This window comes from Paenibacillus sp. FW126-R14 (assembly GCF_058789495.1).
In genome coordinates this window covers 14,625-38,943 of the sequence record NZ_JBYTBS010000017.1, presented here as the reverse complement: position 1 = coordinate 38,943, position 24,319 = coordinate 14,625, and the positions used below count along the sequence as shown (strand labels likewise).

The window sequence follows — 24,319 nt, the reverse complement described above, 5'->3', positions numbered from 1 at the left end:
ATAACACCCTGTAGTTCCCCTCTGACGCCCGAAATTTCGCTTTTTGCCGAAATAAGGGAATGGAGTTCCCACGGACAGGATGGACGATGGAGAACTGGAAGCTGCGTTAAGATAATCTTAAGAATTGTCCCCCTAATTTGTTAAGATTCACCGTCTAGACTAGGTCTCATGATAGCTATCAACTTTTTGGTTGTATTTACCAGATCAACTTGATACGGTAGGGATATATTCGCAACGCAGAATTATAAAGGAGGGCAGCCGGAATGGCGCAACCCACGATACTCCTTGTCGACGACGAGAAAGAAATTATCGATATGCTGGCCATCTATTTGAAAAATGAAGGCTATCTTTTGCTCCGGGCAGCTAATGGAGAGGAAGCCTTGCAGGTGCTTCAGAAAGAAGTGGTCGATTTGATCGTTCTCGACATTATGATGCCGACCATGGATGGCATCGAAGCTTGTTTTAAAATCCGGGAACAAAAAAATATGCCGATCATCATGCTCTCTGCAAAGAGTCAAGATATGGATAAAATCTGGGGCTTAAGCTCAGGCGCCGACGACTACATGAGTAAACCGTTTAATCCCTTGGAGCTTATCGCCCGAATCAAATCGCAGCTGCGCCGTTACACCAGGCTTAATGTGCCGCATGTGAACAAGGATCACGAGCTTGAAGTGGATGATCTTTCGATCAACACACAGACGCACGAAGTCAAGCTGGAAGGGAAAGAGATTAAGCTAACCCCGAGGGAATTCGCCATTCTTGAGGTGCTGGTCCGCAACCGAGGGATGGTGTGGAGTTCGGAAAAGCTGTACGAAACGATTTGGAAGGAAGAGGCGTTTTATGACTCCGACAATACGGTCATGGTGCATATTCGCAAAATTCGCGAAAAAATTGAACAAAATCCAAGAAAACCGAGATTTATAAAAACGGTATGGGGGGTTGGCTACAAAGTTGAATAATCGAACCGAATACGATCTTCACGCAAGACTCAACCGTTTTCCATTTACCTTATTCCCGTTTACCCTGCTTCTAAAGCTGATCATCTGGGTTGGAATGCTGTATAAGCTTAGTATTAGGCATGTGCAGCGAAGTCTGCGGATGCAGTTGATGCTAACCTTTGGCATCTGTTTGTTGGCGGGATTGCTGACGTACGGCATCTGTACCAATCTGTTTGGCGAAATGAGGCAGCAGGCTGTAATTGACTATAAGTACGGCATTGAACGAATAGATAGTGAGACTCGCGGCTTGGTTAATGAATTATCTGCACTCCAAAAACAAAGAGACATGGCCGGTAGCGAAAGCGAGGGAGAGAGGCCGGAGTTCTTCGAAAATCATGTGAACTGGATGAATGATCAGAAATTTAAGGTGCTCATAACGGACCTAGAGGGCCGTGTCGTATACCGCAGCCAAAATGCTGCGGAAACGAATGTGGAAATTCACAATGTGATCAGTAACGCGATGAATGCCCGGTCGGATCACGATTATGGCCGGAAAGAATTTTCCAGCTTTTACCCTGTCAACTATATGGGGCAGAAATCTTATCTCATTGTCTCCGGCATCCCGGAACCGCACATTACGTATCGGAAGGGTCAAAGCCCGCTGTCCTTGCTGTTTGCTGTTGCTGTTTTTATCCTTCTGTTCTACTTCCTAACGCAAAAGAAAATGCGCCACGTGGAGGAACTGGCCGGTGGTTTGCGCGTCATTGCGACGGGGAACTTGGATTACCGCGTCATCGAACGCAGCCAAGATGAGCTTGGTTCCCTGGCCCGGGATCTGAACTTCATGGCGGAGGATTTGCAGAAAAGAATGGAGGAAGAAAGACGGAACGAGCGTTTGAAGCGCGAGCTGATTACCAATGTTTCGCATGATTTACGCACACCGCTAACACTCATCATGGGTTATTTGCGGCTGCTGCAAGATAAAAGCTACGAGACGCCGGAGCAGGCGGCAAGTTATGTAAGCATTGCCTACAATAAATCGGAAAAGCTGAAGCTGCTCATTGACGACTTGTTCGAGTATACGAAATTATCCAATCGCGATGTGCCTCTTTATCAAGAAGGCGTGGCGATCAACGAACTATTGGACCAACTGCTTGAGGAGTTTGTCACACCGGCCGAGGAGCAGCAGCTTACCATCAACCGCACGATCCCTAAGGAGCGGCTGTTGGTTCGCATCGATGTGGATAAGATGATACGCGTCTTCGAGAATCTCATGGGAAATGCGCTGAAGTACAGCTTGAAGCCGGGGGAAATTACGGTCACTCTTCGCCACGATTACCGCTATGTCACTTTGCAATTTAGCAATGGAGCGGAATGGCTTAGCGACGACGCTTTACTGCAGTTATTTGACCGGTTCTACCGGGTTGACGCAGCTCGCTCATCTCATACAGGAGGGTCGGGATTGGGGCTCGCCATTGCCAAAAGTATTGTGGAGTCGCATGACGGCGCCATTTGGGCGGAGCAAAGCGGGGGACAGATTCATTTTTTCGTAAAATTAAAGCTTATTTAATGGTACTAGGAAAATGAAGATCAAAGGGGCTTTGCTATGAGACGATGGATGGTATACCTGATGCTGGTAAGCTTACTAGGCATGGTAGGGTGCTCTAAGCCTATCGAATTTATCGGGAAAACGGAAGATTGGCGGGTGGAATGTACGGTAATTCCATCCGGTCAAGTCAAAGAATATGCGATCACGTATATTGGAAAAGACAGTCAGTCTGTTAAAAATGTTAGCTACGCTTTTCAGCAAAGTGAAAACTTCAATCAAAAGGGTGACAGCGAGACGAGCTCGAAAAATTTGAAAATAACCGGGAAGTCTATCAAAGAATCGCCTTATGTTGAGGAAGAGAGCTTTAAACTTCATATTAAATGGAATGATAAAGAGGACACGATACCTGTCGTAAAAAAAGGTTAACATCCCGCACGTATGCACACACAGCCGATTATTGCCCCTAAGGTAGAATCGGCTCATTTGTCATGCATTTTTTTAGCCATCCTTTTTAGCCATCTATTGAGGGGAGAAGTAGAAAAATTGACGAAGCTTACGGAGTTTTCGCTGAAGAATGTTACAGCTGTCTGTATCGTGATATGGCTGTTGATTGCTGGGGGTTGCTACGCTGCGACGAATTTGAATGTAGAGAGTATGCCGGATATTTCCTATCCGATTGTTATTATTTCGACTGATTATACGGCTCCGCCGAAGGATGTCATGGAGTTGGTCACCAAACCGTTAGAGAAAGCGGTAGCAGGAATGCAAGGGCTCAAGAATATAAGCTCCAGTTCGCAGGATAATTACTCGCAAATTGTTATCCAACTTGAGCAAGGCAAGAAACCTGAGGATGTTAAAAAAGATGTGGAAAGCATGATCGCGAATTTGCGACTCCCGCAGGGCTCTGAAAAGCCAAAGGTATTAACGGCGGGCTTCGCTTCCGAGCCTATCTATCATTTGGCGCTTTATGCTGAAGAGGGAACGAATCAAACGGGGCTGGATCAGGCTTTTAAAGATATTATTTTACCCGGACTCGAAGGGATTAAAGGTGTTGACCATGTAGATTCATTTGGCAATCGGGAAGCGGTGCTTACAATTAAGCTGGATGGCGCTGCAATGAACCGGTACGGTCTTACGCCGCGAGAAATATCCGGCTTCATTCAAGGAGGACTTGTGTCCAGTCCGGCCGGCACGGTTGATTTTAATGGCAATCATCAGATGCTCAGGGTAAAAGGACAGTTGGATTCTATTTACAGCCTGGACAATATGATAATAAGAACGCTTGAAGGCGACACGCTTCTGCTTAAGCAAATCGCAAAAGTGGAAGCGATCAGCGAATCGGCCTACACGGCCAGACTAGATGGCAAACCGGCGATCACTGTGTTGCTTTACAAGACGAAGGATGCGAATACTGTAGAATTCGCTGCAGAAGTGGATAAACAAATAGCATCCTGGCAAAAGTCTGTGAAGGGAGTGAAGTTTCATCTTGTACTAAATGGTGCAACGTCTGTGAAGGAATCTATTCACGGCATGGTACAAGAAGGAGGGCTAGGTGCGCTGCTAGCTTCGCTAATGATCTTGATCTTTTTGCGGAATGTGAGAATGACCTTCATCGTACTGGTTTCAATCCCGCTTTCAATTCTGATTACGCTGCTATTTATGAACCCTCTTGGCATTTCATTGAACATTATGACGCTCGGGGGGATGGCGATTGCCATTGGTCGGGTCGTTGATGACAGCATCGTTGTTATTGAAAATATTTACAGTCAGATGCAAAAAGCGCAGGAACGCAGCGAATCGGTTATTATGCTTGCTACGCAGCAAGTTGCCTCGGCGATTACTTCGTCAACGCTTACAACGGTTGGTGTTTTCGCACCGATTGGATTCGTGAGTGGCATTGTCGGCGAAGTGTTCCGTCCATTTGCGTTGACCTTGATTTGTGCGCTTCTGTCTTCCTTGCTAGTTGCCCTAACGGTCATTCCAATGCTGGCGAAGCTGCTGGTACTTAAAGAAAACAAAATCCTTTGTCGGAATGAAAAACAAGTGAATGTGTTCATGCTTCGTTACAAACAAATGTTAGAGTGGTCCTTAACTAACCGTATAAAGACGTTGCTGTTTGCAGGGATTTTGTTAGTTCTATCCATTGTACTTACTGTGCCGCATCTGGCAACGTCGTTTATGCCCGCCAGCGCGTCGGAAAGACAAATGGTTTTTACGATTCAAATGCCTCGCGGCACATCGCTCGAAATGATGAATGCTCAATCCAAAGAAATTGAAACATTGCTGAAAGATGCCAAGAATGCCTCAGGTCAATCCATTTTTAGCTACAACGAATCGATTGTGGGGGCTGATTGGGCGGATATTTACACGGAATCTAGTAGGCATGTAGACACTAAACTGGCTTTTAAACAATATAAGGAAAAAATTGCAGAGCTTCTTCCCAAAGATGCCAAGGTGAACGGTAAAGTATTCACTTTTGGACCTGGCACGGGAAGCGGGGTAGATTTTTCCTACTTATTAACAGGAGATGATCAGCTGTATTTGCAGCAGGCAGCTCAGCAGATTGAAAATAAGCTGAGAGAGTTCCCGGAGCTTACTGAGATTAAGAACAGCCTAAGTGAAACAAAGACAGAAGTTGAGATTACCGTTGATGAAGCCAAGGCAATGTTGTACGGCTTCACTGCAGCCCAAGTCCTGGAGAACGTGAACAGTTGGATAAAAGACGATAAGTTGGGTGATCTCACATTTAATCATATCACTTATGAGACGAAGGTAATGCTCGATAACAAATACAAAGATTCGATGGATAAGCTAGGCACCTTCATGCTTAAGTCAGTCAACGGTAAGCTTGTACAAATCAATGAGATCGCCAAAATTAAGCAAATCGACGCTCCGGCCTCTATTCATCGGGAGATGCAGTCGCAAGTACTTACAGTGACAGCTCAAATCGACAGTGCCGATAAAGGCGGAATTAGTAAAAAAATATCGGCAGAGCTTGCCAATATTGAGCTGCCCTTAGGCGTAAGCCGCGAAGTGAAGGGAGTGTCGGGTGATATTAATAAAAGCTTCATGGAAATGTTCATGGCCATGGGGGCGTCGATTTTTATCGTATATCTTGTCATGGTACTTGCATTTGGGAATGCGAGAGCACCATTCGCGATTCTGTTCTGCTTGCCGCTCGCTGCTATTGGAGGATTACTTAGCCTCTTCGTCACCGGAGAATCACTCAACGTCACTTCCTTAATCGGGTTTCTTATGCTAATCGGTATCGTCGTGACCAATGCCATTGTTCTCATCGACAGGGTCCAACAGCTTGTTCTACAGGGGCAGCCGCTGCGTCAATCGTTGATTGAAGCGGGAATGACACGCCTGAGACCTATCATTATGACCGCAGGGGCGACCATTATGGCTTTGATGCCACTCGCTCTAGGTCTATCTAAGGGGATGATCGTTTCGAAGGGCTTAGCCGTTGTTGTTATTGGGGGATTAAGCACTTCGACACTGCTCACACTTGTCGTTGTTCCTATTATGTATGAATGGATTTATTCCATTAAAAGAAGGAATGTTTGAGCGGCTTTTGCTGCAACCAAGTGTTGTCCAATAGTCATTAATGTGGTAAAATAACCCGATCTTTGCATGCGAAAGAAAGGGGTAGCTGTACGAATGTGGCTCATGTATTCCGTACTTGCGGCTTTCAGTTTCGGGCTGCGGGGCATTCTGTATCACTGGACCAGCCAGCAATCGCTAAATCGAAATGTGCTGCTATGCGGCACATTTTTCATGGGGGCGTTGATTAGCGGCATCTGCGCGATAGTGCTCCATCAAGCTTGGAGTGTGACTGCCCTGATCGGCTGTCAAATGGGACTGTTTTCCTTCGGGGCCAATGCCAGCATGTTCAAAGGCTTTGCCGTAGGCAAAGCGTCGCTGGTCGCCATTCTCACCGGTTTGCCGTCTGTCGTTGTGGTGTTCGTCGCGTTTTTGGTTTGGGATGAACGATTAAATACGATGCAGTTCTTGGCCTTTTTCATTATTGTTATCGGGATTCTCGTCGTTCGCTATTCCAATGATATTACGCTGAAAAACTTGCAAGGCGCGGGGTGGGGAGCGCTGGCTATGATTCTATTTGCGGGAAACGATTTGACCGGTAAATGGACGACGTTAGTTTCAGCTCCGTTATTTCCGACGTTGTTCTGCATGTTCGCTACAGGAACCGTCTGTTTCGGCCTATGGTGGTTGAAAGATCAGAAGCAGGGGGAAAATCAACAGGCTGCCAAAGGAAATTGGACGGAACGCCGGACTTTTCTGTTTGGCATGATCGTCGGGATTACGAATGTGGTCGGCATGATTTTCATTCTTCATGGTTTTGATCATGGCAAAGCAGGCTTAGTTTCTGCAGTTGTGGCACTGAACGTGTTGATTGTACTTCTGTACACGCGGTTTGTTTTGAAGGATAAATTTTCGAGGATGGAGCAATCTGGACTGGCTTTGGCGTTCATCGGCATTCTGATGATGAAACTGGTTGCCTCTTGACAATAGAGTCATATTGCAGTAATATTCAGTCAATTCATAACTTGATAGGTAACATTGATGAACAGGAAAGTAGTTCTTGACGGACAGTCGCAGCGAGCCGGGATTGGTGGGAACCGGTACGAATGTCGGGAGCGAAGCGGACCTGGGAAATGGTCTTCCGAACCGAGGTGTAGGGAGATCCGGCATACGCCGTTATCGTTGGAGGGGTTAAATCTGCTGATTTAACACTTAGAGTGGTACCGCGGGAATGAACAGCTCTCGTCTCTTATTTAGAGACGGGGGCTTTTTTGCATGCTATTTAAGTCATTAGGGAGGAAAATATGATGATTCATCAGCTTTTAACCGCAGAAATCGAGAAGCATGTCGAGGCCATGTTTCAAGAGTCCGGGATCGAGCGTCCGGTTCATTTAAAAATTGTAACCGAGCATCCGGCGCATCCGGAGCACGGGGATTACAGCACGAATATCGCGATGCAGCTTGCCAAAATATGGCGAAAATCCCCTTTGCAGATCGCCGGGGAGCTGCAAAGCCGCATCGAGCAGAATGGGCGCGTACAGGGACTTTTCAGCAAAGTGGCTGCCGTAGCGCCGGGCTTTTTGAATTTTTATATCGATTGGGAAGCATGGGCTTCGGGTGCTTATTCTACATCTGGTGAACGCGCGAATCCCGGCAAGGGAACTAAAGTGCTGGTGGAGCACACCTCCATTAATCCCAATAAAGCGGCGCATGTTGGCCACTTGAGAAATTCTTGTATCGGGGATTCGCTGGCTCGCATGCTGTCGCATGCCGGATACGAGGTGGAGGTTCATAATTATATTGACGACCTTGGGAATCAATTGGCAGATACGGTAGTAGGTATGCTTCATACGCAAACAGAGGGGAGTTTTCCGCGATTTGGAGATTTTTGCTGGGAAACTTACGCGAAGGTGAATCAAGCCTATAAAGCGCAGCCGGAGCTTGCCGAACAGCGTTCAGTGGTTCTTCATGCGATTGAGAGCGGGACTTCGAATCTTGCGTGGATCGGCGCTTTGGTGGCGGAGCGAATCGTAAACGAGCAGTTGGACGAAATGAAACAGTTCGGCATCTCCTATGATGTGCTGGTATGGGAAAGCAGCATTGTGCGAGCGGGATTTTGGGATACAACCTTTGAACTGTTAAGCAAAACAGAGATGTTCCATAAGGTGACAGAGGGGAAATTAGCAGGCTGCTGGGTGCTGAAAAATCTGGATGAAGCGGGGGAAGCCGCCGCAGACAATCAGGAATATCAAGGGGATAAAGTGCTCGTTCGCTCTAATGGCATCCTGACCTACACGGCGAAGGATATCGCCTATCATTTGTGGAAATTCGGTTTGCTGCAAAATGATTTCGTTTATAAAAAATGGGAGGACCGACTGTGGTCTACGGCTGCCCAAGGCACGAAGAAAGCGATCGGGCACGCCGATATGGTCATTAATGTGATTGATTATCGCCAGCAGTATCCCCAAGAGATGGTGAAACTGGCGCTGGAGGTTCTCGGGTACGATCAGCAAGCGAGCCAGCTTAAGCATGTGAGCTATGGCGTTGTTTCCTTGAGTCCCGGCACGGCGGCAGGTCTGGGCCTGGATACCTCCGAAGGCAAAAGCTCCTATGCGATGTCAGGCCGTCAAGGCGTCGGGATTAAGGTCGCAGATTTGCTTGATCGCATGGAAAGCGTCATTGCAGCCAAGCGCTCAAGGAAAGCGGGAATATCCAGCAGAGCCATCGCCGCGGCTGCGATCCGGTACTATTTGCTGAAATATCAACTGCAGACGGAAGTGATTTTCGATTTAGAGCAAGCAACGGAAGTGACGGGAAATACAGGGGTATATTTGCTCTATGCATATACAAGAGCGAACAGCATTTTGGATAAAGCGAAGAAAGATGCTCGTGTGCAAACATTGGAAGCCAAGTTCACAGGCAGTCTGCTGGAAGTTCAGGAGTACCATTTGCTCAGACATCTCGCTTACTGGCCCGAGACATTGGAGAATGCAACATCGCAATTGACGCCTAGCTTGATTTGCAACTATGCATTTGAATTGGCATCGCTGTTCAATCATTTCTATAGCGCTTGCCCGGTCTTAAAAGGAAAAGATGAACGCGTGGCCCATCGCCTTTGGATCACACAAACGGTGAAGATTACCCTCCATCAAGCGCTTGAATTGCTTGGCATGCCGACGCCTAAACGACTATAAGCCGTTCATGTTGTTAATGTGTTCCCCCTTATGTACTAGCTGATACAACCGCATAATATCTTGCATATGTTAAAGCAATAGATGCGTTGTTATTGACTACGGACAAGGGGGACTCGCTGTGCTGCGATCAAAGGTGAAAACATACCGGTATCGCATCGGTAAAAAGAATGTGATCGTCATTCACATTTATCAAACGGCCCGGGCATCGGCAAAGATGGGCAATGTGCTGGCCAGCAACGCTTTAAATATTCAAATCTACAAAAAGGCTAAAAAACGCTGACTCCTTCCCATTGAAAGGATGAGCACGACCTGTTCATGGAGAGGGGGTGGTGATAGATGCAGCGCAAATCAAACAAAAAGTCCAGCTACAGCAATGGAAAAACGAAAGTGAGAGTGAGACAATCCGCAAGCGCGACCATCGGTCAAGGCGGCAACTCCATCTCGGTAAACGCTTCGGAAGTCGGTGTCGTCCGCATTCGTCCTTAAAAATACAACAATAGCTTTCTGAACTTGATCAAATGCGGTACAATAGGGGTATTCGTGCCAATATGAATGATTCAGGAGGCTTTCATTACAATGACAGAAAAAGAGATCGATACACAAACTGAAGAAAATAATGCTGCAAACCTCGAACAAGAGCAGGCCCAAATCATTATGAGTTGGTTTCAGCACATTAACGAAGTTATGAAATCGCAATTTCCGGAATATGAAGTCGAGGGACAAATTGGAAATAACCCGACCTATGGTCCGATGTTTGCTTTTACACTTAAATCAGAAGAGAAGTTCACTTCTTGTGGATTTTTCTTGAATGAAATTATGCGAAATTTCCAAACGAATCCCAATGCGGGACTCTGGCTGTCTTCCTTCTTTGTGGACTTGCTGAGAAGCCCGGAAAATCATCCGCTGCCTAATCCGCCGCAATCCGAAGACGAGGCGAAAGAGCTGCTGGATAAACATATTGTCCCTTACTGTGCGTCAGCCGTGCGTGAAGAGTTCCCGGACCAAAAGATCTACGTCGATCTGGAGCTTCATGAAGAACATGGACCGGTTCTGGAAGCCGGCTTCGTTGCCGTACAAGAAGGCAACAATACTTGTGCGCTGCCGCTGCAATATTTAATGACGTTATATTTATTGAATCGTGATCCAGCGGAGCCTCTGATTCAAGCGATGTACCGTTTGTACGAAGAAAATAAGTTAGGCGAATCCTAAACAAACCTTGCTTTCTACAAAAAAGAGCTATCCTACAGCCAATTTATGGCTTGCGCGATAGCTCTTTTTATTGGAGACATCCTCCCTTATTTCCCGGGATGTCTTCATATTAATTTAAGGCCGCTAATTAAAACCAAGCTTGCAATGATCGTTCGCAGGACGTTGGTGGGAGCTTTCGTTGCGAGCATGCTGCCGAGCAGAACTCCGGGAATTGAGCCCAAGAGCAAATTGATCACAAGCGTGTAATTGACATTCCCCATGCTTGCATGCAGGATGCCTGCTGTCGTTGCCAAGAAGAAGGCGTGAGCAATATCTGTTCCGACAAGCTGGGCAGGCGCCATGCGGAAGAAATAGAGCATCGCAATGGCATACAAGGAGCCGGAACCGATGGAGGTCAGACCTACCACGAAGCCAAGGACTGCGCCCACGGTAATGATGAGACCTTTTTTCTCCTCCAGGCTTTTGAGCTGCCAGCGGTTTTCTTTGATCTTGTGGCCGAAGAAAACTTTGAACAACGTGGCGAAAGCGACAAGAATCAAGACATAGCCTAGCGCGTGCTTAATTATGACCTCTTGATTATTGTAAAACGAATTGAAAAGTTTCAGAAAAATAACTGCAACAATGACACCCGGAATACTGCCCATAGCTAACATTTTGACAAGTTTAAAATCAATCGTTTTCTGCCGCCAATGCTGAATGGTGCCAAAGAGCTTCGTGATCGAATTGTAAAGCAGATCTGTTCCGACGGCAATGGAAGGATGAATACCGATGAGGATTAAGATGGGGGTGAGCAGCGAAGCTCCGCCAACACCTGTCAATCCGACTAAGAAACCAACGATTACACCCATTAATAAAACACTTAAAGTCATGTTGTCATGTCCCCAATCAATTACCGACTAATTCAATTGGATTAATTTTATTATAAGGTAAAGCTATATGTAAAGAAAAATTTTTTGATACATAGGATCGAAGCGCGGATGGCAAATCTCTAAATAAACTATTCATTAGTAAGGGAATCAGTTACAATATATGGATGTGACTATGAAGATGGCTTAGGAGGTACGCAAACATGAGTAATCGAAGTAATCGAACAACGGTCATGATCAGCATAGTCTTGGCAATGCTAGTGGCATCGATGGATGCAACCATAGCCAATACGACAATGCCGATTATCGTGAAAGAGATAGGCGGCAGCGATCTGTTTGCATGGGCATTCACTTCGTATATGGTGCTTTCTACTGTGCTCGCTCCGTTAGCGGGCAGGTTATCCGATTTGTTCGGGCGGAAAAGAATTTATGCGGCAGGCATTTTGTTGTTCCTTGGCGGTTCTGTGCTCTGCGGTCTGTCCCAGAGTATGCTGCAGCTCATCTTGTTCAGAGCGATTCAGGGGATTGGCGCAGGCGTGATGATGCCCTTTCCTGCGATTATCGCAGGGGATATTTATCCGGTTGAGCAGCGCGGGAAAGTACAAGCTTTCTTCACCGCGATGTGGGGACTGTCAGCGGTTTTAGCTCCGCTATTAGGTACATTTTTCGTGACTTACTTGAGTTGGCGATGGATTTTCTTTGTGAATATTCCAATCTGCTTGGTCTCTCTATTGGCATTGAAGCCATACAAGGAAGTGTATCAACCAAAGAAATCTGTGGTGGATTACGGCGGCGCCGTTTTGTTCGCCCTAGGAATTTCTTTACTGCTGCTCACGACAACGGTCGAGCATTACAATTACATATACGGGGGATTAGGAGGATTATTCATAGTTGCCTTTATCCTATATGAAAAAAGGCACAGTGCTCCGATCGTACCTTTGAATTTACTTCGGAACCGGCCTGTTGCTATCATGATTGCCATCTCGTTCCTCTCCTGCGCGGCTTTGTTTGGCACTTCGAGTTTTATACCGCTCTATTTGCAAAACCAGGGATATTCGTTATTTATCAGTGGCATAGCGCTGTTGGGAACGTCTATCGGCTGGATGGTTGTTGCGGTCCCTTGCGGGAAATGGGTGCTGCAGTACGGTTATAAACCGCTGCTCATTGTGGGGAACGTTTTGCACGTGATAACGGCTGTTATGCTTTATTTGATGGGTGAGAACACATCCTTCTGGTACTCTTTTGCAACGATGACGATGCTGGGGCTTGCCTTCGGACTAATCTTCACGGTAACAACCATAGGCTCGCAGCAGCTCGTTGAGGCGCATCAGAAAGGGATCTCCACTTCCCTTCAACTGTTCGCGCGAAATATTGGAACTGCGGTTTCCGTGACGATTATGGGGGCGATTTTAACGAAAGCGGTCGTTTTTTACAGCGGTTTTCACGGGATGTTCGTTTTCGGCCTCATCATGAGTATAGTGGCGATGTTTATCCCGTTTGCGATCCAATCCACGTCTAAACAGACGGCATAGAGGAAAGAAAGAAGAGGCTGTCCTATAAGGGAGCTGTAAAAGGCTGTAAAAAAGCAAAGGAGTTATGCCGCTTGTACGATGCAAGCCGCGTAACTCCTTTTTTCTGATTATTGGCAGTGACTGTTGCAATTAGGAAGCAGTGGCTGTTGTTATCCTGCTATGTTCGGACAGATTTCTGATGATCACCGCAAACACTTGCTTTCCGCCGAATTGAAACCCGGTTATCGTAATTTCCGCAGGAAATTCGGAGCGGTCTGAGCGATAGGCCGTCATTTCGATCCGTTTGCCGATCAAGGCTGCATCTTGACGTTTCAATTGCTGAAACAGGGATGCGGCAGCCTCGCCGTTTTGATCAAAAGGAAACAGAAAATCGAACATCGTCAGGGATAAAGCTTGTTTGCGGGTATAACCAAACGCTGCCGCCGCAGCCGGATTACATTCAATGATCCACCCCCGGCTGTTGAACATCATCATACAGTCGACACTCGTATCAAGCAGCGATGCTTTCAGAGCGGATTGTTCAGCGAGCTGCTGATCGATTTTGAGAGAACAAATCATGCTGATTGATAAAAAGATGAGTGTACCGAAAGCGACCAGGATGGCCAATACAAAAACGTCTATGTGTGCGCTTTGAGGAATTGCAAGCGTGTCAAGATATGGGAATGTCATTTCAGCAGCAAGCATCCCCATATCGTGCATTCCTATAAAGGATACTGAGATGACGAGGCAGCTGGTGACCAAACTTTGACGAGAACTAGCTGACAGGTATAAGGTTATGATGGAGGCCAATATCGCAATCAGGATTGAAAGTATGAAAGGAATGGGCAAATACCGAATCTCAACTTGATTAAGAGCGCCAACTCCGATGTAATGCATCCCGGAAATTGTAAGTCCCATGAACGTTCCGCCGAGCAGAAATTTAGGTGTGTGGAATTTGACGAAGTACGTTACAAAAAAACCGATGAGCGAACCAATGACCGCGACGGCCATGGAGGTAAAGACGGTAGAAATATCGTAAGTGATCTCCGCAGGCAAAGGGCAGGCCAGCATCGCAATAAAATGCATCGACCAGATGCCTACGCCAAGGGTGATTGCACTGCATGCGATCCAAAGTTTTTGATGCCGGGCGTTAGCAGCGGCAACCCTTCTCAATAAATTCAGACTCGTATATGAAGCTAACAAAACAATGGCGAAAGCCAGGAGGATGAGGTATAAACGATAGTAATGAGTATCTGCAAGATGCATGTCCATTTCCTCTCTTGATTAGATACATGGTGTCGGTCTTCAATCGTTTTTATTATAGTTGTCAGGCAATTCTGTGTATATAGCGGTTCATGATAGTTTGCATCGAATAATGTCGAAATACACTAAATCTTGATATAGTGAGGTGGAAGCGCTGAAGAACAAAGAAAGTTCGGTTAAAGGCATTATTTTTGATATGGATAATACGCTTCTTCAATCCCATATCGATTTCCAAGCGATGAAGGAGGAGATTGCCCGATTTCTGAGCGATGAGGAGCTTCTGCCGCGTGATTTCCCGGTTGGGGATCACACAACATCGACAATCCTTGCTCATGTGAAAGAGAAGGGAGCATCCGAGGCAATCATTGCCGCCGCCTTACAGCTTGCACAAGGACATGAACTGCGAGGAATGGAAGGAGCGGGTCTGGAGTCAGGAGCGAAAGAACTTTTAGAAAAGCTGCATGAAGCTTATACTTTAGTAGTAGTGACCAACAACTCCTATGCGGCTGCAGTTCGAGCGCTGGAGACGACCGGCACCAAGGAGCGGTTCGATTTGATCATAGGCAGAGAGCAGATGGAGGCGATGAAGCCTTCACCCGCAGGGCATTTGGCTGTTTTGAAGCATTTTCCCGATATTGAAGCGCAGAACTGGATTTCCGTCGGAGATTCATGGTTGGATGGCCAAGCATCGATGGGAGCGGCGATTCCATTCATAAGTTATAAAATAGAGGCTTCTGCGTTGGCGGAAAGGGGAGTTACGCCCGCAGCCCACATTGACAACCTGTTAAGTCTGTTAGATTATGTATAGATTACAGAAGATCAAGAGAAAGAAGTGACGGCAAGTGTTAATTGATGTTAAATCCAGCCTTCAGGAGGCTGCTATTCAAGAACTGCTCAGCTACAGCGTTTTTCCCGATCCCGATGTATTGGAAGAGACGATTAAGCTTTACGAGAACGATTCGAACATGTGGCTCTATGGATATGAATCAGAAGGAATTCTCGTCGGAATTATCGGTTTTCGCATCGATGCCGAACAGGAAATGACGATTCAACATCTGGCGGTCGAACCTCACAGCAGAGGGGCTGGATTCGGGCGGGGCATTATCCTCGAAATGATTGAAGAGATGCACCCCGTGAGAATCGTGGCAGAGACAGATGAGGAAGCGGTACAATTTTACCGGAGCATCGGCTTCGTGATTCGCAGTCTTGGCGATAAATATCCAGGCGTCGAGAGGTTTCTATGCACCTATGAGGTGGACCCAGAAGAGGAATAGCATGAAAGGAGGCTGCCTGTTGAGGCAGCCTTCTTTGTTTTGGGGAAGCGAAGCTTACTCCTAGTTGATCGGAATTTCAATATGAACTGCTTTTTGCAGTTTTTTGTCCTCGCCAGCGGACTGAGAGGCACTTATTCGAAGGAAATGAATCTCTTCGAACATTTAATGGACACCAGCGCTGTTACTTGCTCACCTGGGGACTGATTCTTCCCCGAAATTGGCAAATAAGGACTCTGATGTCCGTCAACAGAGAGACACGACGTTTTTCGCGAAAATAACGGCCGCTGTGTCCGAAGGGTGACATTGGACTCCTTCAACCGAATCGGGGGAAGAGAAAGCGAATGGATATGAGATGAAGACAAGGACCTAGCCGCAGGCTGGGTTCTTCTTATTTTAAATCTAATTTAAATGAATCAGATTACTAACTAATCTTTCAACAATGACATCCCGAATCGTCGCTTTCTCTTCCTCTAAAATGTGAATGATATAGGCTTCATCCGGCGTAGAAGCTCGAAAAATGATGTGCTCTTTATCCTCTAGCATGACGTTATGGCCGCAATCCCTAAGACATTGTTCGTAATCGGCTATGGTTGGCTGTTGATTTTCCTCTAAGAAAAGAATCCCTCTTAACAGGGAGCTTCGGTCATGATGGATGACTTTAAAATGAACGGTAATTTCTTTTTTCACTAGGAATCATCTCCTTTTTTTCTTTAATGGATATAGCATTTATTGTAAACAAGAAGAAACGTGTGGGCTGTGATTTATTTCACATACAGCTGTTTTTCTCCGATCTATAATAAAGTCATCAGATACGAAGGAGATGGTTCACATGATGAATTGGTTAAGAGGAAATAATTACGCGGCAATCTTGTTGACGGTGATTCGATTATATGTAGGGTGGGAATGGGCAGTCGCTGGATGGCACAAAATTACAGGCGACAAAGCTTTTGACGCCACAGGATATTTGAAAGGGGCCATTGCCAAACCTGTTCTTGAAAGTGGAACGAATGATTTGGTGTATGCGAATTATGTGGCCTTTTTGAAAAACTTCGCACTGCCCCATATCGGTTGGTTTAATGTTTTAGTTCCTTGGGGAGAGCTCTTGGTGGGAATCGGCTTACTGATTGGGGCGCTGACTACAGCAGCCGTGTTCTTTGGCTTATTGATGAATTTCATGTATATGTTCGCAGGTACGGTTAGCACGAATCCTTGGTTAGTACTTCTAGGCTTCTTCATCATAGCTGCTGGCGCAAACGCAGGGAAATTTGGTGTGGACCACTTGATTCTCCCCTACCTGCACAAATGGTTCGATAAGGTCTTGGAACGATTCCATCTAAAAACAAAATTAAGATAAGTACTCATATTTCATCAGCAAATAAAGGAGTGAAGGAATCATGACAACCAAGGAAGCGAAAACGAACGAACGAATTTCAGCGCAGGACGAAGTTAACCAACTGGTGGCTAGAGCGAAGGAAGCGCAGCAGCAATTTCTGGAGTTGGATCAAGCGCAGGTCGACCATATCATTCAGCAAATGGCACTTGCGGGCATTGACAGGCACATGGTTCTTGCCAAATTTGCTGTGGAGGAAACCGGCCGTGGTGTGTATGAAGACAAAATCACCAAAAATTTATTTGCGACAGAGTACATTTACCATAGCATCAAAAACATCAAAACGGTGGGTGTAATCGAAGAAAACACGTATGAGAACTACCGCGTGGTAGCGGAGCCCGTCGGCATCATTGCCGGGGTGACACCGGTTACCAATCCGACTTCAACGACGATGTTCAAGTCCTTGATTGCGGCCAAAACCCGCAACCCGATCATCTTCGCGTTCCACCCGTCCGCCCAGCAATCAAGTACGGCAGCGGCAGCGTCTTTACTGGAAGCGGCGTTGAAAGCAGGAGCTCCCGAGCATTGTATTCAATGGGTGAAGCATCCCTCAGTGGAAGCAACGCAGGAGCTGATGAATCACCCGGATGTAGCGCTTGTGCTGGCAACCGGAGGGTCTTCGATGGTGAAGGCAGCCTACAGCACAGGGAAGCCGGCTTTGGGTGTCGGACCGGGCAATGTCCCTTGCTTCATTGAGAGGACAGCGAATTTGCAGCAGGCTGTGAACGATTTGATTTTATCCAAAACGTTTGACAATGGTATGATTTGCGCTTCTGAGCAGGCTGTTATCATCGAGGAAGCCGTGTACGTGGAAACAAGAAAGTTAATGGCGGATCAGGGCTGTTACTTTTTGAATAAAGAAGAAACCGAAGCTGTTTCCAAATTAGTCATTAATGATGAGAAGTGTGCGGTCAACGCCGTCATTGTAGGTCAACCTGCCGTGAAAATTGCTGAGATGGCCGGCATTAAGGTGCCTGCGGCTACGAGGATACTGGTGGCGGAGCTAGCCGGAGTCGGAGAGGCTTTCCCATTATCCGCTGAGAAATTAAGTCCTGTGCTCGCTTGTTACAAAGTAAAGAATGCGGAGCAAGGCATTGCCCGTGCGGTAGAAGTGGTCAAATTTGGCGGAATGGGCCATTCCTCGGTCATTCATTCCCAGAACGAAGAGGTGATTCAGGCTTTCTCCAGCAACCTGCAAACGGGGCGCGTCATCGTCAACTCGCCATCCACACATGGCGCCATTGGAGACATTTATAATACAAACTTGCCTTCTTTGACGCTTGGCTGCGGTTCCTATGGACATAACTCTACAACTTCCAACGTGAGCGCTGTCAATCTCATCAACGTGAAGCGGGTAGCCTACCGCACGGTCAATATGCAGTGGTTCAAGATACCGCCAAAGATCTATTTTGAAAAAGGCGCTACGCAGTATTTGGAAAAAATGCCTGACATCTCGCGGGTTATGATTGTCACCGATCCTATGATGGTGAAGCTTGGGTACGTAGAGCGGGTGGAATACTATCTTCGCAAAAGGCAGCTGCCTGTTTACATCGAAGTGTTCTCGGATGTGGAACCAGATCCATCCGTCGAAACCGTGGAACGCGGGCGGGCCCAAATGGCCGGCTTCCAGCCGGACTGCATTATTGCGTTGGGCGGCGGATCGCCGATGGATGCGGCTAAGGCGATGTGGTTGTTCTATGAATATCCGGATACGAGCTTTGACGCCTTGAAGCAAAAGTTCATGGATATTCGCAAACGGGTCTACAAATATCCGCGTCTGGGGCGCAAAGCCAAATTCGTCGCGATTCCGACGACTTCGGGCACAGGCTCGGAAGTGACGTCTTTCGCCGTGATTACCGACAAGGAAAAAGGCAATACGAAGTATCCGCTGGCTGATTATGAGCTTACGCCGGACGTTGCCATCATCGATCCTGACTATGTGTACAGCTTGCCTAAAACGGCAGTAGCCGACACAGGAATGGATGTCTTGACCCATGCCATTGAAGCCTATGTGTCGGTTATGGCGAACGACTATTCCGACGGGTTGGCCATGAAAGCTATTCAGCTCGTGTTCCAAAACTTGGAGAAGTCGTTTGCGACGGGAGATCCGATTGCCCGGGAGAAAATGCATAACGCTTCAACGATCGCAGGCATGGCCTTTGCGAATGCTTTCCTCGGTATTAATCACAGCTTGGCGCATAAATGGGGCGGCGAATATCATACCGCGCATGGCCGTACCAATGCGATTTTGATGCCGCATGTCATTCGCTATAATGCGCAAAAACCGACCAAGTTCACTTCATTTCCGAAATATGATCATTTCATCGCGGATCAGCGCTATGCCGAAATTGCCCGTATGCTGGGACTGCCGGCCCAAACAACGGAAGAAGGCGTGAACAGCCTGATCGAAGCGATCCGTAAGCTGAACAGAACGCTTGGCATTCCTGAGAAATTTCAGGATTTGGGATTCCAGGCGGAACAATTCGAGTCGAAGGTGCATTATTTGGCGGACCGGGCATTTGAAGACCAATGTACGACAGCCAATCCGCGGATGCCGCTGGTGACAGAGTTGGCTGACGTTTATCGCAACGCTTTTTACGGCAAGTTTTAATGGCGATTTCGAAGGAGGCACGAGTATGGCAATCAGAGCAGAAGAGTTGGCGGCAGGCCGTCATTGGCATGGATTTGTACAGGGAAAATGGCAAACGGCGATTGATGTGAAAGACTTTATCGATACCAATATGACGGTTTATTCAGGTGATCACACCTTCCTGTCCGGTCCTACGGAAGCAACGAACAAGCTGTGGCAGGCAGTCAGCGCGCTGACCCGGCAAGAGCGGGAGAACGGGGGCGTATTGGATGTTGATGTCCGCACGGTATCCACGATTACCTCCCATGCGCCCGGTTATATCGACAAGTATGAGGAGAAAATCGTCGGTCTGCAAACCGACGCTCCTCTGAAGCGCGCTGTGCAGCCTTTCGGCGGTATCCGCATGGTGATCGATGCTTGCGAGGCCTACGGATTCAAGCTGCCGGAAGAAATGGTCCATGTTTTTACAGATATTCGTAAAACGCATAATCAAGGTGTGTTCGATGCTTACACCACTGAGATGAAAACAGCGCGCAAGGCCGCCATTATTACCGGGCTGCCGGATGCTTACGGACGCGGCCGGATCATCGGCGATTACCGGCGGGTTGCGCTGTACGGCGTAGACCGGTTAATCGCAGAAAAGAAGAAAGATCTTCTGCTCATGGAAGTTGACGCCATCACGGAGGATGTGATCCGGCTGCGCGAGGAGCTCTCCGAGCAGATCCGCAGTTTGGGCGAATTAAAGCAGATGGCCCAAACGTACGGTTTCGATATTGCGAAGCCGGCAGCGAATGCCAAGGAAGCCGTGCAATGGCTGTATTTTGCCTATTTGGCAGCGATTAAAGAGCAGAACGGTGCAGCGATGAGCCTTGGACGGGTATCCAGCTTCCTTGATATTTATATCGAGCGGGATCTGAACGAGGGGACGCTGACGGAAGATGAGGCGCAGGAACTCGTTGACCATTTTGTAATGAAGCTGCGGATTGTGAAGTTTCTACGAACACCTGATTATAACGAATTATTCAGCGGGGATCCGACGTGGGTGACCGAATCCATTGGCGGCATGGGACTGGACGGCCGAGCGCGAGTGACCAAAAACTCCTTCCGCTTTCTTCATACCTTATACAATCTGGGGCCGGCGCCTGAACCGAATCTAACCGTGCTCTGGTCCACGCAGCTGCCGGATGGCTTCAAGGCGTACTGCGCTAAAGTATCTGCCGAGACGAGCTCGATTCAATACGAAAATGATGACCTCATGCGTCCTTATTACGGAGATGACTACGGCATTGCTTGCTGTGTCTCCGCTATGCGCATCGGCAAGCAGATGCAGTTCTTCGGCGCTCGCGCCAATTTAGCCAAAGCATTGCTGTATGCCATTAACGGCGGAGTAGATGAGAAGCTTGGGATTCAGGTAGGTCCTCGAATTGATCCTATGACCACAGACGTGTTGAACTACGAGCAAGTCATGGAGAACTTCGATACGATTATGGAGTGGCTGGCGAAGCTGTACGTAAACACTCTGAATGTTATTCACTATATGCATGACAAATACTGCTATGAGCGCTTGGAGATGGCTCTGCACGATTGTGAAATTGTACGCACCATGGCTACAGGCATTGCCGGTTTATCGGTAGTAGCCGACTCCCTCAGCGCGATTAAGTATGCGCACGTACGCCCGATCCGCAATGAACAAGGCATTGCCGTGGACTTTGACATTGAAGGCGAGTACCCGCAGTATGGCAATAATGATGAGCGAGTAGATGTGATTGCCGTGCAGTTGACGGAAACGTTCATGAATAAGATTAGGAAGCATACCACCTATCGCGGTGCGGTGCCAACGATGTCCGTTCTGACTATCACCTCGAATGTCGTCTATGGCAAAAAGACAGGAAGCACGCCGGATGGCCGCAAAGCCGGAGAGCCTTTTGCCCCAGGCGCCAACCCGATGCATGGACGCGACCGGAAGGGAGCTTTAGCTTCACTCGCCTCCGTAGCCAAGCTGCCTTATGAGCATTGCCTCGATGGCATCTCCAACACGTTTTCCATCGTGCCCAAGGCGCTTGGCCGGGAAGAGAAAACGCGCATCTCGAATCTGGTTGCCATGCTGGACGGCTATATGGCTAACGGAGGTCATCATTTGAATATTAATGTGTTTGATAGGACGAAGCTGCTTGATGCCATGGAGCACCCGGAGCTGTATCCGCAGTTGACGATTCGTGTCTCCGGTTATGCCGTCAATTTCATTAAGCTGACCAAGGAACAGCAGCTTGACGTAATACATCGTACTTTCCACGGTACCATGTAAGGATAGAGAGGAGGCACACCGGTGAAAGGACGCATACATTCCTTCGACACCTTCGGCACCGTTGACGGTCCGGGCATCCGTTTTGTGCTTTTCATGCAGGGCTGTGCGCTGCAGTGCAAGTACTGCCATAACCCGGATTCATGGGAAATGCATGCGGGCAGGCAGATGGAGATCGAGGAGATTCTCCGGGAGATCGAACCCTACGTCGAATACTACCGGCGCTCGGGAGGCGGCATTACGGCAACAGGCGGGGAGCCGACTTTGCAGGCCCCCTTCCTGGCCCGTTTGTTTGCCGAATGCCGCAAGCGCTGGGGCCTGCATACCGCCTTGGATACCAACGGGTTTTGTGAGCCGAGTCATGCGCAGGAGCTTCTGAACGTCACGGATCTAGTGCTGCTTGATCTGAAACAGATCAATCCAGAGACGCACATCGCGCTGACGGCGCAGCCTAATGATCTCATGAAGCGCTTTGGTCGATACTTGAGCGAGATGGGCAAACCTGTCTGGATTCGCCATGTGCTTGTACCGGGTTGGACGGACGATGCCAAAGATTTGCTTGAGCTAGGCAAGTTTATCGGCTCTATGCGAAACGTAAATAAATTGGAATTGCTGCCCTATCACAGGATGGGCGTTCATAAGTGGCAGCAAATGGGGAAAGAGTATCCGCTCGAACATTGCCCTGTACCGACTGATCGCGAGGTTGCCCGGGCGAGAGATCTGATTGAGCAGGGGAGGAAACGATGATATGGGGAGGGACGCTATATGGAAATACATGGGACTGGCTATACTTCAGGGATTGCTTCTTCAAACCCAGACGAGCTTGCTTATGCTACCGATCGATTAAGGACAGAGCATGAGGAACTGAGAGAAAAGCTAAGGGAGCTCGAAACGGGCGCCAAGGAAGTGATTGTATCGGATAATGTGCTGAAGAGCAAACAGCTTGTTCAACAACTCAGAGATCAGACTCAGCAATTCGTAGAAATGCTGGAACGGCACTCCCATTGGGAGGAGCGGGAATTGTTTCCGTTTTTGCTGACGTATTTCGATCGGCACTCGGCGCCTTCGATCCTGCCTTCTTTCTGGGTATTGGAAAAAGACCATCAACTTGGGCTGTCGTTTATCGAATCTTTCCAAGAAGCTGCCAGCAAGGTATCACCTCTTGTATCAAAGAAGCAATTAGCAGAGATCACAGCTCATCTTGTTCAAGCGTGCTTGATATTAAACGACCACTTTACGATAGAGGAACAGGTTGTTTTTCCAATAACGGAGCAAGTGATGACGGATTTGGAATCCTTTTTCTGTTGATATAGATTTATAAAGAGCCGTCAGGGTGAACTGACGGTTTTTTTCTTTTATCCCGAGCGACAAAAGTCATAATTCTACAAAAGAAAATCAAAATAGTGGCAAAGTTGCCGCAGCCCCTTCCCCTATAATGAAAGCTATAAAGAAAGAGAGGGAGGTTCAACTTAGGATGAAACCCACGATTTATCCCGTCTTATTTGCGATAGGTTTGGCTCATTTGATCAATGATGCGCTGCAAGCCGTCATTCCGGCTTCATATCCGATCTTGAGGGATTCGCTGCATCTATCCTTTACGCAAATAGGAATGATTACGTTCATCTTGTATTTTTCGTCTTCGGTGATGCAGCCTTTTGTCGGCATGTATGCGGATGCGCGACCTACGCCGAATTTACTGCCCTTGGGCATGGCGATCGCGCTTCTGGGCATGCTGGGGCTGGCTTTTGCCCCGGGGTATGCGATGGTGCTCGCCGCCGTTGCCTGCGTAGGCGTGGCTTCGGCGATGTTCCATCCGGAGGGGTCGCGGATTTCCTACTTGGCTGCCGGGCAGCGCAGGGGCTTGGCGCAATCCATTTTCCAAGTTGGAGGAAACACGGGCAACGCGCTCGCGCCGTTGATGACGGCACTGATCTTTTTTCCGTATGGACAATTCGGAGCCATCTGGTTCACGCTGCTGGCAGCTATAGGCATAGCCATTCAGCTGCGGGTTGCGCGCTGGTATAGAGCGCATCTATCGCTCATTCCTGTGAAGAAAAGCGGCGCGAACGCCAAGCCGGTGGATGAAATGCACAAGAAGGCGATCCGCTATGCCATCATTTTGATTATTTTCATTGCTTTTGCCAGGTCTTGGTTTGGATCCAGCATCTCGACCTACTTCGTATTTTACTTGATGGAGCATTTTCAAATATCCGTCCCTACAGCGCAGCTCTATATATTCATTTATTTGGGCGCAGGTATTCTCGGAACATTTGTAGGAGGCCCGTTGTCAGACCGAATCGGTCGGAAAAATGTGATTTTGCTTTCTTTGCTGGGCTCGGCACCATTCGCAATGCTGCTCCCGCATGCCAATGCGCTGTGGACCTATCCGCTGTTATTTATCATTGGTGTTCTCAACCATAGCAGTTTTTCGGTCACGGTCGTCTACGTGCAGGAGTTGGTTCCTGGCAAGGTGGGAACCGTTTCGGGCTTGATTACAGGTCTCTCTTTCGGCATGGGAGCGATAGGCGCCGTAGCTTTGGGGGGAATGATTGATGCTACGAGCTTGACCCTGGTCATTACAGCCTGCTCGTTTATGCCGTTATTGGGCGGCATGGGCTTCCTGCTTCCATCCGATAAGAAGATTCGCGATTGGTCTGCACAACAAATTTCATTAGAGAGGTGAATGT

General features: G+C 47.9%; 21 protein-coding genes and 1 other annotated feature. Of the genes, 18 read left to right on the top strand and 3 right to left on the bottom strand.

Annotation, left to right across the window (positions count from 1 at the left end; all coding sequences use genetic code 11):
- Window positions 1-263 precede the first annotated feature (263 nt).
- From AC3WRW_RS13355 to AC3WRW_RS13315, 9 genes are all read left to right on the top strand, one after another.
- The gene (locus AC3WRW_RS13355) at window positions 264-959 is read left to right on the top strand and encodes a response regulator transcription factor (RefSeq protein WP_492546802.1); all 696 of its coding nucleotides are present in this window, start codon (window positions 264-266) and stop codon (window positions 957-959) included.
- Window positions 952-2,508, top strand: a complete 1,557-nt coding sequence (locus AC3WRW_RS13350; RefSeq protein WP_492546801.1) for a sensor histidine kinase — start codon at window positions 952-954, stop codon at window positions 2,506-2,508. Before AC3WRW_RS13355 ends, AC3WRW_RS13350 begins: the two co-directional genes overlap by 8 nt.
- Window positions 2,509-2,544: 36 nt before the next feature.
- Window positions 2,545-2,913 (top strand): hypothetical protein, encoded by a 369-nt coding sequence (locus tag AC3WRW_RS13345; protein ID WP_492546800.1) that lies wholly within the window; start codon window positions 2,545-2,547, stop codon window positions 2,911-2,913.
- Window positions 2,914-3,030: 117 nt separating this feature from the next.
- Window positions 3,031-6,057 (top strand): efflux RND transporter permease subunit, encoded by a 3,027-nt coding sequence (locus AC3WRW_RS13340; RefSeq protein ID WP_492546799.1) that lies wholly within the window; start codon window positions 3,031-3,033, stop codon window positions 6,055-6,057.
- 93 nt (window positions 6,058-6,150) lie between these two features.
- Window positions 6,151-7,017: an EamA family transporter gene (locus tag AC3WRW_RS13335; RefSeq protein ID WP_492546798.1), complete on the top strand. Its 867-nt coding sequence runs from the start codon at window positions 6,151-6,153 to the stop codon at window positions 7,015-7,017.
- A 48-nt stretch (window positions 7,018-7,065) separates the two neighbouring features.
- Window positions 7,066-7,286, top strand: a binding site (T-box leader).
- A 54-nt stretch (window positions 7,287-7,340) separates the two neighbouring features.
- Entirely contained in the window at window positions 7,341-9,227 is a 1,887-nt protein-coding gene (locus tag AC3WRW_RS13330) for an arginine--tRNA ligase (RefSeq protein WP_492546797.1), read from the top strand.
- Window positions 9,228-9,345: 118 nt separating this feature from the next.
- Entirely contained in the window at window positions 9,346-9,507 is a 162-nt protein-coding gene (locus tag AC3WRW_RS13325; protein ID WP_492546796.1) for a hypothetical protein, read from the top strand.
- 56 nt (window positions 9,508-9,563) lie between these two features.
- Window positions 9,564-9,713, top strand: a complete 150-nt coding sequence (locus AC3WRW_RS13320) for a hypothetical protein (RefSeq protein ID WP_167053455.1) — start codon at window positions 9,564-9,566, stop codon at window positions 9,711-9,713.
- A gap of 90 nt (window positions 9,714-9,803) precedes the next feature.
- Entirely contained in the window at window positions 9,804-10,436 is a 633-nt protein-coding gene (locus tag AC3WRW_RS13315) for a hypothetical protein (RefSeq protein ID WP_492546795.1), read from the top strand.
- 104 nt (window positions 10,437-10,540) lie between these two features.
- On the opposite strand, the gene AC3WRW_RS13310 is transcribed toward AC3WRW_RS13315, so the two are convergent.
- Window positions 10,541-11,305 (bottom strand): sulfite exporter TauE/SafE family protein, encoded by a 765-nt coding sequence (locus AC3WRW_RS13310; RefSeq protein ID WP_492546794.1) that lies wholly within the window; start codon window positions 11,303-11,305, stop codon window positions 10,541-10,543.
- A gap of 200 nt (window positions 11,306-11,505) precedes the next feature.
- On the opposite strand from AC3WRW_RS13310, the gene AC3WRW_RS13305 reads away from it, so the two are divergent.
- Complete coding sequence (locus tag AC3WRW_RS13305) at window positions 11,506-12,834, top strand: MFS transporter (RefSeq protein ID WP_492546793.1); 1,329 nt, start codon at window positions 11,506-11,508, stop codon at window positions 12,832-12,834.
- 129 nt (window positions 12,835-12,963) lie between these two features.
- On the opposite strand, the gene AC3WRW_RS13300 is transcribed toward AC3WRW_RS13305, so the two are convergent.
- The gene (locus AC3WRW_RS13300; RefSeq protein ID WP_492546792.1) at window positions 12,964-14,079 is read right to left on the bottom strand and encodes an MHYT domain-containing protein; all 1,116 of its coding nucleotides are present in this window, start codon (window positions 14,077-14,079) and stop codon (window positions 12,964-12,966) included.
- A gap of 142 nt (window positions 14,080-14,221) precedes the next feature.
- Here AC3WRW_RS13300 and AC3WRW_RS13295 point away from each other — a divergent pair, with 142 nt between their 5' ends.
- Both AC3WRW_RS13295 and AC3WRW_RS13290 read left to right on the top strand, forming a co-directional pair.
- Window positions 14,222-14,884, top strand: coding sequence for an HAD family hydrolase (locus AC3WRW_RS13295; RefSeq protein ID WP_492546791.1), 663 nt, complete (start codon window positions 14,222-14,224; stop codon window positions 14,882-14,884).
- Between the two features lie 34 nt (window positions 14,885-14,918).
- Window positions 14,919-15,350: a GNAT family N-acetyltransferase gene (locus tag AC3WRW_RS13290; RefSeq protein WP_492546790.1), complete on the top strand. Its 432-nt coding sequence runs from the start codon at window positions 14,919-14,921 to the stop codon at window positions 15,348-15,350.
- A gap of 399 nt (window positions 15,351-15,749) precedes the next feature.
- Here the strand turns inward: AC3WRW_RS13290 and AC3WRW_RS13285 are convergent, their stop codons facing one another.
- Window positions 15,750-16,037 carry a hypothetical protein gene (locus tag AC3WRW_RS13285; protein ID WP_492546789.1) on the bottom strand — a complete coding sequence of 96 codons (288 nt, stop codon included), beginning with the start codon at window positions 16,035-16,037 and terminating at the stop codon, window positions 15,750-15,752.
- A gap of 142 nt (window positions 16,038-16,179) precedes the next feature.
- Here AC3WRW_RS13285 and AC3WRW_RS13280 point away from each other — a divergent pair, with 142 nt between their 5' ends.
- The 6 genes from AC3WRW_RS13280 to AC3WRW_RS13255 all read left to right on the top strand — a co-directional run bounded on the left by AC3WRW_RS13280 (window position 16,180) and on the right by AC3WRW_RS13255 (window position 24,315).
- The gene (locus AC3WRW_RS13280) at window positions 16,180-16,704 is read left to right on the top strand and encodes a DoxX family protein (protein ID WP_492546788.1); all 525 of its coding nucleotides are present in this window, start codon (window positions 16,180-16,182) and stop codon (window positions 16,702-16,704) included.
- A 40-nt stretch (window positions 16,705-16,744) separates the two neighbouring features.
- Window positions 16,745-19,351, top strand: coding sequence for a bifunctional acetaldehyde-CoA/alcohol dehydrogenase (adhE, locus tag AC3WRW_RS13275; RefSeq protein ID WP_492546787.1), 2,607 nt, complete (start codon window positions 16,745-16,747; stop codon window positions 19,349-19,351).
- Between the two features lie 25 nt (window positions 19,352-19,376).
- Window positions 19,377-21,635, top strand: a complete 2,259-nt coding sequence (pflB, locus tag AC3WRW_RS13270) for a formate C-acetyltransferase (protein ID WP_492546786.1) — start codon at window positions 19,377-19,379, stop codon at window positions 21,633-21,635.
- Between the two features lie 21 nt (window positions 21,636-21,656).
- Window positions 21,657-22,379, top strand: coding sequence for a pyruvate formate-lyase-activating protein (pflA, locus tag AC3WRW_RS13265; protein ID WP_492546785.1), 723 nt, complete (start codon window positions 21,657-21,659; stop codon window positions 22,377-22,379).
- Window positions 22,380-22,397: 18 nt separating this feature from the next.
- Window positions 22,398-22,940, top strand: coding sequence for a hemerythrin domain-containing protein (locus AC3WRW_RS13260; RefSeq protein ID WP_492546784.1), 543 nt, complete (start codon window positions 22,398-22,400; stop codon window positions 22,938-22,940).
- Window positions 22,941-23,067: 127 nt separating this feature from the next.
- Window positions 23,068-24,315, top strand: coding sequence for an MFS transporter (locus AC3WRW_RS13255; RefSeq protein ID WP_492546783.1), 1,248 nt, complete (start codon window positions 23,068-23,070; stop codon window positions 24,313-24,315).
- Window positions 24,316-24,319 lie beyond the last annotated feature (4 nt).

Coding starts and splice junctions, on each gene's coding strand:
- AC3WRW_RS13255 (WP_492546783.1), top strand. CDS start 23,068: ATGAAAGCTATAAAGAAAGAGAGGGAGGTTCAACTTAGGATGAAACCC.
- AC3WRW_RS13335 (WP_492546798.1), top strand. CDS start 6,151: ATGTGGCTCATGTATTCCGTACTTGCGGCTTTCAGTTTCGGGCTGCGG.
- AC3WRW_RS13310 (WP_492546794.1), bottom strand. CDS start 11,305: ATGACTTTAAGTGTTTTATTAATGGGTGTAATCGTTGGTTTCTTAGTC.
- AC3WRW_RS13315 (WP_492546795.1), top strand. CDS start 9,804: ATGACAGAAAAAGAGATCGATACACAAACTGAAGAAAATAATGCTGCA.
- AC3WRW_RS13260 (WP_492546784.1), top strand. CDS start 22,398: ATGGAAATACATGGGACTGGCTATACTTCAGGGATTGCTTCTTCAAAC.
- AC3WRW_RS13330 (WP_492546797.1), top strand. CDS start 7,341: ATGATTCATCAGCTTTTAACCGCAGAAATCGAGAAGCATGTCGAGGCC.
- AC3WRW_RS13280 (WP_492546788.1), top strand. CDS start 16,180: ATGATGAATTGGTTAAGAGGAAATAATTACGCGGCAATCTTGTTGACG.
- AC3WRW_RS13345 (WP_492546800.1), top strand. CDS start 2,545: ATGAGACGATGGATGGTATACCTGATGCTGGTAAGCTTACTAGGCATG.
- adhE (WP_492546787.1), top strand. CDS start 16,745: ATGACAACCAAGGAAGCGAAAACGAACGAACGAATTTCAGCGCAGGAC.
- AC3WRW_RS13355 (WP_492546802.1), top strand. CDS start 264: ATGGCGCAACCCACGATACTCCTTGTCGACGACGAGAAAGAAATTATC.
- pflB (WP_492546786.1), top strand. CDS start 19,377: ATGGCAATCAGAGCAGAAGAGTTGGCGGCAGGCCGTCATTGGCATGGA.
- AC3WRW_RS13305 (WP_492546793.1), top strand. CDS start 11,506: ATGAGTAATCGAAGTAATCGAACAACGGTCATGATCAGCATAGTCTTG.
- AC3WRW_RS13300 (WP_492546792.1), bottom strand. CDS start 14,079: ATGCATCTTGCAGATACTCATTACTATCGTTTATACCTCATCCTCCTG.
- AC3WRW_RS13320 (WP_167053455.1), top strand. CDS start 9,564: ATGCAGCGCAAATCAAACAAAAAGTCCAGCTACAGCAATGGAAAAACG.